General features: G+C 52.4%; 9 protein-coding genes and 4 pseudogenes. 7 read left to right on the top strand and 6 right to left on the bottom strand.

Going from position 1 to position 11,196, the window contains the following annotated elements:
- Positions 1-37: 37 nt before the first annotated feature.
- Positions 38-1,204, top strand: coding sequence for a phosphatidylinositol-specific phospholipase C1-like protein (locus IGS75_RS08020; protein WP_202256538.1), 1,167 nt, complete (start codon positions 38-40; stop codon positions 1,202-1,204).
- A gap of 143 nt (positions 1,205-1,347) precedes the next feature.
- Here IGS75_RS08020 and IGS75_RS08025 read toward each other — a convergent pair whose 3' ends face one another.
- The gene (locus tag IGS75_RS08025; protein WP_194257249.1) at positions 1,348-2,568 is read right to left on the bottom strand and encodes an SMP-30/gluconolactonase/LRE family protein; all 1,221 of its coding nucleotides are present in this window, start codon (positions 2,566-2,568) and stop codon (positions 1,348-1,350) included.
- Positions 2,569-2,835: 267 nt separating this feature from the next.
- Here IGS75_RS08025 and IGS75_RS08030 point away from each other — a divergent pair, with 267 nt between their 5' ends.
- Positions 2,836-3,129: a plasmid mobilization protein gene (locus tag IGS75_RS08030; RefSeq protein WP_202256539.1), complete on the top strand. Its 294-nt coding sequence runs from the start codon at positions 2,836-2,838 to the stop codon at positions 3,127-3,129.
- Between the two features lie 710 nt (positions 3,130-3,839).
- Here IGS75_RS08030 and IGS75_RS08035 read toward each other — a convergent pair.
- Positions 3,840-4,295: pseudogene (locus tag IGS75_RS08035) on the bottom strand (MFS transporter); the annotation flags it as partial.
- A 48-nt stretch (positions 4,296-4,343) separates the two neighbouring features.
- On the bottom strand, positions 4,344-4,910 hold the full coding sequence (locus IGS75_RS08040) for a hydrolase (protein WP_202256540.1): 567 nt from the start codon (positions 4,908-4,910) through the stop codon (positions 4,344-4,346).
- A 108-nt stretch (positions 4,911-5,018) separates the two neighbouring features.
- Here IGS75_RS08040 and IGS75_RS08045 point away from each other — a divergent pair, with 108 nt between their 5' ends.
- Complete coding sequence (locus tag IGS75_RS08045) at positions 5,019-5,675, top strand: TetR/AcrR family transcriptional regulator (RefSeq protein ID WP_202256541.1); 657 nt, start codon at positions 5,019-5,021, stop codon at positions 5,673-5,675.
- A 286-nt stretch (positions 5,676-5,961) separates the two neighbouring features.
- Here the strand turns inward: IGS75_RS08045 and IGS75_RS15475 are convergent.
- Positions 5,962-6,094: pseudogene (locus IGS75_RS15475) on the bottom strand (transposase); the annotation flags it as partial.
- Between the two features lie 112 nt (positions 6,095-6,206).
- On the opposite strand from IGS75_RS15475, the gene IGS75_RS08055 reads away from it, so the two are divergent.
- From IGS75_RS08055 to gnd, 3 genes are all read left to right on the top strand, one after another.
- Positions 6,207-6,389 (top strand): hypothetical protein, encoded by a 183-nt coding sequence (locus tag IGS75_RS08055; RefSeq protein ID WP_202256542.1) that lies wholly within the window; start codon positions 6,207-6,209, stop codon positions 6,387-6,389.
- A 763-nt stretch (positions 6,390-7,152) separates the two neighbouring features.
- Positions 7,153-7,824: an HAD family hydrolase gene (locus tag IGS75_RS08060; protein WP_228123992.1), complete on the top strand. Its 672-nt coding sequence runs from the start codon at positions 7,153-7,155 to the stop codon at positions 7,822-7,824.
- Positions 7,825-7,845: 21 nt separating this feature from the next.
- Positions 7,846-8,844: a phosphogluconate dehydrogenase (NAD(+)-dependent, decarboxylating) gene (gene gnd, locus IGS75_RS08065; protein WP_202256543.1), complete on the top strand. Its 999-nt coding sequence runs from the start codon at positions 7,846-7,848 to the stop codon at positions 8,842-8,844.
- A gap of 597 nt (positions 8,845-9,441) precedes the next feature.
- Here gnd and IGS75_RS08070 read toward each other — a convergent pair.
- Both IGS75_RS08070 and IGS75_RS08075 read right to left on the bottom strand, forming a co-directional pair.
- Positions 9,442-10,161 (bottom strand): tyrosine-type recombinase/integrase, encoded by a 720-nt coding sequence (locus IGS75_RS08070; protein ID WP_202258372.1) that lies wholly within the window; start codon positions 10,159-10,161, stop codon positions 9,442-9,444.
- Positions 10,162-10,344: 183 nt separating this feature from the next.
- Positions 10,345-10,798: pseudogene (locus IGS75_RS08075) on the bottom strand (transposase); the annotation flags it as partial.
- A gap of 13 nt (positions 10,799-10,811) precedes the next feature.
- On the opposite strand from IGS75_RS08075, the pseudogene IGS75_RS08080 reads away from it, so the two are divergent.
- Positions 10,812-10,982, top strand: a pseudogene (locus IGS75_RS08080) (IS5/IS1182 family transposase); the annotation flags it as partial.
- Positions 10,983-11,196: the final 214 nt, after the last annotated feature.

An 11,196-nucleotide genomic window follows, 5' to 3' on the forward strand; every position in this document is an offset into this window, starting at 1 on the left:
TGTCATCGCGGCGCTTCTGATTAATGGATTGCGTCATATGAACCGTTTCGCATATGGACTATTTTTTTCTTTTCTTGCCCTTTCATCTACTGCTTTTGGCGAGGGGATTCCGAATGATTTACACCTGAACCAGGTTCAGGTTATTGGAACTCACAACAGTTATCGGACGGATATTTCGCCTGCTACATTGAAATGGCTTCAGGCTGTGTCTCCGAAAGCTGCTGAGGCCCTGGACTACAAGCACACAACACTGGACCGACAGCTTGATGGCGGTGTTCGTCAGCTCGAAATCGATATTTATGCCGATACTCAGGGCAGCCAATACAGTCATCCAAAAGGACCAGAATGGGAGCGTAAAAGCGGCATTGCCCCTGATGCTGATCCCGCGTCTGCTGCCGCCATGCAAGGTACCGATTTCAAGGTCATGCATATTGTTGACATTGACCAGCGCTCGAACTGCGAGCCTTTCAGCAAATGTCTTCAGATTATTCGGAAGTGGTCAGATGACCATCCGAAACATTTCCCGATCTTTATCGATATTGAAACAAAGCAGGACATCCCGTTTAAAAGCGACAAGCTGACTTTCACGGTTCCTGAGATATTTACGCCTGCAACCTATGATCGTCTGGATAAGGAAATCACCGATGTTATCGGTCGTGATCATCTTCTGATTCCCGACGATGTACGAGGGACAGCATCTTCGGTCAATGAGGCGATCCGGACTAAAGGCTGGCCTACGCTAGATTCTGCGCGTGGAAAGATTATCTTCGTGCTGGATCGCCCTCAGGATACTGCCCGTTATGTGTTGAACCATTCGGGTTTGAAAGGACGCGTCTTGTTCACGAATGGCCGACCGGGCGAGCCAGATGCGGCTTATACAGAGGTCAATGAAGGGTTTGCTGGTCAGAAAGGCGCGTCCTTTGATAACGCCGAGGCTGCCCGGGAAATCCCGGAACTGGTGCGGCAGGGTTATCTTGTCCGGACACGAGCAGATGCCAACACGATTGAGGCGCGCCAGAATGATCTGAGCCGCCGTGAGGTTTCTCTCAAGAGCGGTGCCCAGATCATCAGCACCGATTATCCGGCTATCGAGCCTGCACGGTGGTATAATTATAAAGTTCAGTTTCCTAATCGGGCGGTCGCCCGCTGCAATCCTATTAATGCTCCAAAGGATTGTCAGGATAGCGCACTTATAAAAGATTGAGACCTGATGTGAGGATGTCTGAATTGACCATATATTCACCCGAACTCTGGCAGACATTCTTGTAACGTCAAGACGCCATAAAGACCTCTGCGCGAGGGGGCTTTATCAGGAGTGTAGGCTGTGCAGCAGCGTGTTGGCCGTCATTAAGACGGCGCGAAACCTTGCACTCCGACCTGGAGTGTAAAGAGGGAGCCTGCGGCACACATAAACAGGTGGTCACGCTTGGGCCCACCAAAGGTCAGGTTGGAGCAACCTTGTGGCAGCCTGATGCGCCCAATGAGTTTTCCCACAGGGTTGAACACCATAACGCCACAGAGGCCAAGCGGGCCTGAAGCGCCACACCAGAGATTGCCAAAAACGTCGACGCGGATGCCATCGGGATTCATCTGGACGCCATTTAATTGCATGGTGCTGAAAATGCGACCGTTGCTCAGAGTGCCGTCTTTGACGTCGTAAACATGAATGGCCTGATCTCCCCCGACGGATTGACCGGGGCCTTTGGGTGTAGAGACGACGTAAAGCTTTTTATAATCTGGCGAAAAGCAGAGGCCATTCGGGTCGCGAATGTCCTTTTCCTGAAGAACGGCTGTCAGTGTGCCGTCTGGAGCAATGCGAAACACGTGGTCCGCCTGGCGTTTTGTGCCGCCAATTTCGCCGATAAGTTCTCGCCCGATATTCCATCTGATTTTGCCGTCTGGATTTGTCGGACCACCCGGCGCATCAGGATGACCTTCGGCGAGATTTGTGCCGTATCCTGGGTCTGTAAACCAGACGCTGCCATCGGGGTGCGGAACGACATCATTGGGAGAATTGAGACCCTGCCCGTTGTAGTGGTCAGCAAGGACTTTGACGCTGCCATCATGTTCCCAACGGACCACGCGACGGAAAAAATCTTCGCAAACGATGAGACGTCCTGTGAAGTCGAAACAGTTTCCGTTGGCGGCATAGCTATCAGGACGGAAGTCTGAAATCTCGCCTGTCTCCCATGTATACCGCAGAGCACGAGAACGGATGACATCGCTTAACACCAAAAAGCGGCCTTCCGTGCTCCATGCGGGCCCTTCCAGCCATCCGCCCTGGTCCCAAACGCGACGAATGGGGGCTGCAAAATAGGTCAGGTCTTTGAAGGACGGGTCCAGAAAGAGGACGTCAGGGTCAGGGAGGAAGCTGGGGCCAGCTTGTGCCCCCCAGGCTCGTGCAGGCTGGCTGACGACACTGGAAGGGGTAATGCTTCCAGAAAGATTAGCCGCTTTTGCGTTTTTGAAGCCGAGGAGAGAGGCGCCTGCCAGCCCTGTGAGAATAGTGCGGCGGGTCGGGGGCTTTTTGAACAGGTCGGTCTTGGAAGATGAAAAGGTGGCAGTCATCACGTTCTCCTTGGCTTATGTGTGTCTTGTCACGACTGCCCAAGTGAGAAAAATCACCATTTCGTATGGTTTTCCTTGATGGTTATTTCTGAAGTATTTTTATAATGTTATTTTTTGAAATTAAGTTTCTGAATTTCTTTTATTTTTTTCTGCGTTTATTCTGTTTTTAGTCAGAAATGTTGAATGGGTAGCCATTCAACATTTGGCAAGGAAGAGTATCTTCCCCGTTGCCCCCCGCAAACTACAAAAAAAACAGGATGCCCCGTTATGTCTATTGCCCCATCTCCATCCCGTATCCGGTCCTTTCGCCTCTCTGTTCGGGCCTCGCCCACAGAGCTTGAACGCTGGAACAATGCAGCGCAGGCGCTCGGCCATGCCACAACTGCTGACTGGGTCCGGACATTGTTACAGGATGCCGTCCTGTCTCACCATCGTGTCGGAAAGGTCAGTCATGAGCTCCGTCAGTTGCGTGACGAATTGGGACGGATTGGCAACAACCTGAATCAGCTGGTTCACGCTGCTCATCTCGGTGGCGCCATTGCCTGTAGTGACACATTATAGGATATCGACCGCCTGAAAGACCGGGCCGATCACCTGTTGCGTGGTTTGCGTCCTGTTCGTGTCCAGAGGGTTAGGTCTGTTTCCGTTTTTATCATGCACTGAACCGGCGATCAGGTCTTCGCAGGTGCGACGTCATGATTGTGCAGTAAAGCCGGATCAAGACCAGCAGTGGGCACCAAGCGGTTTCCCGCTATGTCCTACTGCCGGAATGGCAAGACGACCATGTTCTCAGCAGTAAATTCACATGGCAGCGTCTGGAGAAGATTGCCCGTCTGGAAGAACTGAGATTGGGGCACACTCTCGTGCCCGGACGTCATGACCGGGCTATTGCAAAGGCTTTGAGAGAGGCCGGAAATTCTGAGGCCGCAGACAAGGTTGCGGCTCTGGTTGCGGAAGATAATTCGGCACGTCCAGTCGCTGCTTATACGTCACAAGCGCGGAGAATGACAGAATGTCAGGGATTGGATCTGCCTGCGGCCAGACGCGAGATCATGGCGTTCTGGAAAAGGTCCGGAAATGGCTTGAAGATGTTTCGCCGCCTTCTTGCTGAGAAAAACTGGCGCATGCGACCGGGAGACCGCACGGACCGACGGCGGGACGCTCATGTCATTGAGGCAGATGGCGGTCTGCTGATCGGATCATTCACACGTCTGACAAAGGTCCGCACGAAAGATTTTCGTTTTTTTCTTCAAGAAGAGGCTCCACGAACGGGGGTGAAAAGAAGCGCTCGCGACCCTCGGCATCTGTCGGCCCGCCACACGAGCTACCGTCATCTGAGCCATAGGGGCGAGCAGTCCGCCCGCCATGCCTTGCAGCAGACGGAATACGATCAGGGACGGCGCAGACCACGCCAACGCGCACAGACCTGATGTCAGCGTGAAGGCACCGAAGCACCATAAATAGACCGCTCGCCCCCCGAGGCGGCTTACGAGCCATCCATTCAGCGGAAGCGTCAGGGCGAGTGCCAGCAAATAACCGCTGACCACCCACTGTATGAGTGAAAATGGCGCGTGCAGGGTCGTGACAAGATCTGGTAGCGACACATTGACGATCGTCGCGTCAAGTTGAGCCATGAAAGATCCGAACGCCGCAACGCTCACTATTTTCCAGGTGCCCGGAGGCAGTTGATCCGGGCCTGAGGCTGGCGACGACGTTCTGGAATTCATGAATGATCTCGCTGGGAACCGCGAGACGCGCAGACATCCGCCATGGACTTACGCATCCAGCGCGATCGCCTCGCTCGTCGTCACACGGCCAAGGCGCGGAAAAATCTCCTCACAGGCAAAGCGCTGCATCTCTTCGGTGAATGTGGACATGACATCCGTGGCGAGCACGACGTTATATCCATGCTCATGAGCCGCCCTGGCGGTAGATTCCACGCCCAGATTGGTCGCGATTCCGCCCAGCACGATGGTCGAGATCCCACGTCGTCTTAACTGAAGATCGAGATCCGTGCCGTAGAAGGCACCCCATTGCCGCTTCGTGACACGCAGATCGGTCGGTTCGGCAAGCCCGTCGACCAGTTCAGCCCAGTCTGGTGCGAAACCGCCAGGCGGTGAAAAGGAGCGATCGACAGCCGCATGCACGGCATCGGCGAAATCTGGTGCGAACGCTACATTAACCAAAATGACCGGCGCTCCGGCGGCCCGGAAGCGCGCGGCGAGTTCTTTCGATCGTTCAACAATCGCAGTACCCGGTGTGGGGGCTAGGGGAAGCCCCGTGATGCCCTTTTGGAGATCGATCAGGACGAGGGCCGTCCTGCTGGCTGGGAGTGAAATCATGGCAAGACCTTCCCTGTTGACGTTTGACCGTCATCCCGAACCGTTGTCCGGAACACGCGGAAACGTTAGTAAGTTGAGTAGGTACTCAAGCCGGAGCATTATTTGAGGATGGACTCAAATTCGTCAAGAGGTAAACGGACGTCCCTTCAGCCGATGCGCGCGGCTGGGCGTCAGCGCGTCGAGGAGTTACTGGAGGCCGCGTCCGACCTCATGGCGGAACGAGGGTATGAGGCGACAACCATGGCGGAGATCGCCGCGCGTGCCGAGGCGAAGATCGGTTCGCTCTATCGTTTCTTTCCAAACAAAGAGGCTGTGGCGGACGCTCTTGTGCAGCGGCATATCGCCGTTCTGGAAGACGAATACGCGGCACTCGCCAAACGTGCCGCCACACTATCCCCGGACGCTCTGGCGGACGTTCTGATCGAACTGCTTGTCACGCTTCACCCTCGCGTGAAATCCCTGTCTGCGCTGATGGAGGCACGGACTGACAAGATGGAGATCCGTGATCGTGCACGAGAACATGCCATAGTCGGAATTGCGGCAGCGTTGCGTGTCTGTGCGCCAGAGTTGGAGGACGCACTGGCGAGAGATATTGCTGCGGTCGTTCTAAACACTATGAAAGTGCTGCGCAGCATGCTGGCGAAGGACGCCCCCACGATGCCGGGTGCGCCTGATGAATTGCGGCGAATGCACCGTCTCTATCTAACGGACCGGCTGCAGCCGTTTCGGCGTACTTCAGACGGCATAACGGACGCAGAGCCATAATTTCGCAGATTGGTGCCGCCCGGGTTTCAAACGCCAATTTCATCGCATCTCAAGTGAGGAGGCTAAATGGATGCGAAAAAACCCGGAAGAACTAACATAATGACACGAAAGTCTCGTGCCCGGCAATGGCCGATTGCTTAGCAGGCAGCAGTCGCCCTTATGTCGGACGCAAAGTGCACTAGAGCATAATCCGATCAATCTGGTTCATATCCAGAGGCGGTGAAGCACGCAGCAGCCTGGCTATGAGAGACATCGTCGATTGCAGCAGACACCGCGTGCTGAAGAGTGTCGAGGGTTCGCGGTGCCGCCCGTCTGATCCATGCCTTCATTTTGGCGAAGATGTTCTCGATAGGGTTGAAGTCGGGACTGTAAGGCGGGAGGAAGAGCAGGCAGGTACCGACTGCCTCTATAGCCTCGCGCCGCTCTGCGACGTCGGGTCGTGTCTGCTCGCTGGCGTGCGCCGTTTTTTTTGACGATCATGTCGTGACGGTCGAGGTAGTGCCAGATCGTGCTCGGCGCAAAGCGAACCCCATGTTCCGTAGCAAGCTTCTCCGCCAGTTCGACAAGGGAAATGTCAGCCCTGGCTTCAATCGCAGCCAGCAGGAAGGCCGACCACGCTTCAATCCGGTGAGAACGGCGATCGCCACCCTGCTTAAACGCATGGTCACGACCGCTGGCCTGTCACTCAGTGACCCAGCGGATAACGCACGATGAAGACAGACCAAAGCGAACCGCCGCAGCACGACGGGTCGTGCCAGAGGCAACAGCCGTAATCGTGCGGCGGCGAAGGTTAGCAGACAGGGCTCGGGTCATATGGGCCGGCCTCCATACCGGCACATAGTATGAATCAGATTTCGACCAGACGGGGAATCTCAAAATTAGCCCATTAGATCAGATTATGCTCTAGTTGGAACCTCCAAAAGTGGACGTTTGCAGATAGTTTAACTGGCAGACATTGAGTGCGCGTATGGCTATCTCACTAAATTCCTAATGACTGGCATTGATTGAGGCACCAAAGACCTTTCCGGAATTTTCGTTCGAATACCAGGCGGAGTGAGTTGTTGAACGCTGCCAGACGGACTTGATCCGTTTGCTCGCACTTCCACTCTCCAAAAACGGTAGCTGTTTTCTTCTGGGCATCCCGCCAGTCTTTGAAGACGTATGTCTCCTAGACACGCTCCTAGAACTCCATAAAGAACAGACCTGATATTAATTTTGTCTTGCGGGAGAGACAATCCTCTCCACTCCAGGAAACGATTTCGACGTGTCTGACGCGTCTTTTTCAGGTTTTCCTCGGTTCACTCGGGTAAAATTAGAGCGTTCGAAAAACTCTCCAGACTGGGGCGCATAGGCGCACTCTCATAAAAAGCGATACTACCTAGATAGATGAAAAAATATATATTTTCAAGATTGAACAACAGTTTTTTATTATTATCATTAAAAATAATCATATGATGTAATTGATGGAGTTGTGATAATGAAAAAGAAGAATATAGATTTGGTTATATTCGATTGCGATGGAGTTTTGGTTGGTGGAGAATCTCTTTCTACAGAGTTGATGGCGGATGAGGCTCGGAAATATGGGTGGAATATTACAAATAATCAAGCAGATAAGATTTTTTCCGGCGGTGAGCTTAAGAAGATTGGCGAATTAATTGCCGAGAAAAGTGGTTCAAAAGTCCCTGACGATTGGGCCATCATGATGGAGCGTAAAATTGCAGAAATGATGCGTACTAAAGCCGTTACGGTCGATGGTGCCGAAAATATGCTGCAAGACATCATTGCGCTGGATCTTCCCATTCGCGTGGGCTCAAATTCTTCCATATGCGAAATGGATGCAAAGTTTTCAAAAACAGGCCTTGATCAGATTTTTCAAAAAGATCGAATTCATTCTGCTCGCGACCTGAATATTCCTAAACCAAACCCTGATATTTATCTTTACGCTGCTCAAGAAGAAGGTGTCCTTCCCGAAGCCTGCATTGTTCTCGAGGACTCGGATGCAGGCGTGGAAGCTGCTGTGCGGGCAGGCATGACCTGTGTTCTTCTGCGTGATGCAGAAAAACCTGACCCAAAATTTGGCGACGTTATTCGGATTGATCACCTTTCCCAGTTCGCTGGTGTTGTTCAATCCATTGCAAGCAATCTCTAAGCGCAGGTAGGTTAATTATCAATGCGTATTGGAATTGTTGGTTTAGGACGTATGGGGGGAAATATCGCCGTACGCCTCACACGTCATGGTCACAGTGTTGTCGTGCACGACCGTGCAGAAACGGTTACGCACTCTGTCGTAGCGCGCGCCGAAGCAGAACGTGCTATCGGTGTAAACAGTCTTGAGGCACTTGTAAAACAACTTGAAGGTGAGACACATTGCATCGTCTGGGTCATGCTACCTGCGGGAGCTATTACCGAGTCCTGTATCAAAGAACTCGGCAACCTTTTGAGTGACGGCGATATTATTATCGATGGTGGAAATACCTATTATAAAGATGATATCCGCCGTGCTGAGAAACTAGCCATGAAAGGCATATCATACCTCGATGTAGGAACATCCGGAGGCGTATGGGGGCTCGAGCGCGGTTACTGTATGATGTATGGCGGTCCGAAAAATGCTACAGACTATATCGATCCAATTCTTGCCGCTCTTGCTCCCGGGAAAGGCGATATTCCGTTAACACCCCATCGTAACGTCACGGATCTCGATCCTCGTGCTGAACAAGGCTATTTGCATTGCGGGCCAGCTGGATCCGGACACTTTGTGAAGATGATTCATAACGGCATCGAATACGGGATGATGCAGGCTTTCGCTGAAGGCTTTGACATCATGAAGAACAAGAATTCACCTCTTCTGGCGCCAGCCGATCGTTTTGACCTAAACGTCGCCGATATCGCGGAAGTCTGGCGCCGTGGTAGTGTCGTGTCGTCATGGCTTCTGGATCTGACAGCCGAAGCGCTGGCCAAATCAGAAGAACTCACCGAGTTTTCAGGCGAAGTCTCTGACTCAGGAGAGGGCCGATGGACGATCGAAGCTGCGATTGAAGAGGACGTGCCCGTACCGGTTATGACCGCAGCCCTCTTTACCCGTTTCCGTTCACGTTCAGGTAACAGTTTTTCCGAGAAAATCCTGTCCGCTCAGCGTTTTGGCTTTGGCGGCCATGTCGAGCAGAAATAACATCACCTTAAAAGAATCACTCATTGTTTCCTCGAATCCCACAAGAGGGGCCGCCTTTATCATGAGATTTTTTCTCATCAAACCTTGAATTTCTTAACTTTTCTATAAAGCAGTTTTGTCAAAGGCATGCTGCATTTTCTTCGGGCGGGTTGTACCTGGCGGACACGCATCAACGCGACGACAAGTTGAGCCCCGCCTAATCATGGTCTGCCGTTGAGTAGAGCAGGATGTCTGGGATACTGCGTCGCAACCTTGGAGTTGAATGATAACCGGCAGCATCCATGTTCGATGCTACAATCAGGGAGTGCCTTTCGTCTTAGTCCTAAAAGGGGGCAGGGCTCGGATCATAAAACCACAAATGCCGTGGTGGCATTGTAGAAAGGTGTTCCAGCCCGTCTGGGCAGTCCTGAAGGTTTGATAAACTTATAGCTTTTCTTCGCCCAACCGTCAGTCTGGTAATATTACTGTTGAGCATTAGGGCAGGAATAAAACCCGGCCCCAAGGTCGTCGTTGGACCGCGACGGAATTGACTGGCGTGTCCGCTGAAAAATTTTCCGCCGGCAAAGCCGATCGTCAGCATTCCCGCCCTAAGCGCCGTCAGCGCTCCGGAATGTCCAACTTGAATGTTAGGAATTCCAGCGCTTCGATAACGCTCTTCAGGTTCTGCACGTCGATGGAACTCGTGTAGTTGATTGTACCCTGACTTCGGTGTGACGCCTCATGTCCTAGCACTCGGTCAATCCATAACTCCCGAAAGCTCGCATTCTGATTGCGTAGCTTTGTGGAAACTGTGTGCCGAAAGCTGTGGAACGTAATCTCGGCAGGAAGGTCGAGCTTCGTTTTGAGTTTTGAGAACGCCTGGCCAAACGCTGCCCCTCTGACGCCTTCACTTGACGTCGGAAGGTCGGGAAACAGGAAATGCTGCTCCGGTTTCAGAAAGCTCATGATGCCGGACTGGATGAGTTGGGAGTGGATCGGAACCAGTCGTGTTCCTGCAGCAGATTTCGGAGACCATCCGTCTTCTTGATGTGGGCGAATATGGAAGCATGCCACGCCTTGCACGTTCTCAATATCCTGACAGCGAAGATTGCAGATTTCTCCCAGCCTCAGGCCTGTATAAAGGGCGACATTGACCATTCCGGCATAGGTCCTGCGTGAGATTCCACGATGTTCCCATTGTGCTTGTGTCAGCAATGACAGCTCTTCATCAGTCCAACAGCGTCGTTCTGTCTTCTTCGTTGTGTTGAGGGACCATTGCGACCATGGGTTCTGGGCGACAATTTCCCGTTGAACGAGTACGGACCAGAGTGAGGACATGCGGGAGAAGTGGTTCTTCACCGTCTTGCCGCTCACGGTTTCAAGTCCTTGCTCTTTCGCTGATTTCAAGGCGTCTCGAATGGGCAGGCGGTTCTTGGATTTTCCGTGCGTTGCGGGAAGGCCGAGGAGCAAATCGTGAAAGTCGCCTGCTGTTGTTCCCGTTACCTGATTAACGGGTTGGTCTCCAAAAGCTTCGATAAATAGGTCGAGGGTTGTTTTCGTGCCCTTGATGGTGTCCGCGCTCTTGGTGGCCGTTAGTGTCCAGCGTGCATGGCGATCCTTGTAGGACAATTTGGATGGCTTGTCCTGCCAGTCTTCAGAAGTATGCCTCTACTCAGAGGTCGACTTTCTCAACGTTCGTATGATGCTGCTTTGGAGCCGCTATCAATGTCACGTCCAGGATCTGACCTGACATCAGCAGATAACCGGCGTTCCTCAAAGTAGCGTCAAAGCGATTGAATATACTTTCAATGGCACTCGCCTGTGTCAAACGCTCGCGAAACAGCCAAACCATTTTGGCATCAGGCACCTGCTTCGACAACTCCAATCCCAGGAAGCGCATGAAGGAGAGGCGGTCGTTGGTCAGATATTCTGTCCGTTCATCGGAGAGATTGTTCGGTGTCTCGACCATCAGCACTGGAACAAAACCGTCACAGGTCCAATCTCGTGTTGAGCACATCTTTGCCGATCAGAAGTCACAAACCGGACTATTCATCCGAACCGTTGGCATCGCCCGAGCCACCATGAGGATCGGGCTCGTCAATATCGTCTACAACATACGCCGCTTCCTCTTCCTTGAAAGATTAAACACGAGCGCGTAGTCATTCAGCGGGGACAACACCCGATCTGCTCAAAATTCAGATCGAAAGCGATCCAAAAAACCGTTAATTAAATCGCCAAAGGCCAGAAATTACAGACCAAGCGCATCAATCAGGGGTTCTCCGATCCTTCCACTTGTTTCAGCTTCAGGGCGGTAGCATGGGAGGAGTGTGTCTGATTAAAAGATAGTTTGAAATTTATACATTGTAAAAAAGC

The organism is Gluconobacter sphaericus, assembly GCF_016757795.1.
GTDB lineage: Bacteria > Pseudomonadota > Alphaproteobacteria > Acetobacterales > Acetobacteraceae > Gluconobacter > Gluconobacter sphaericus.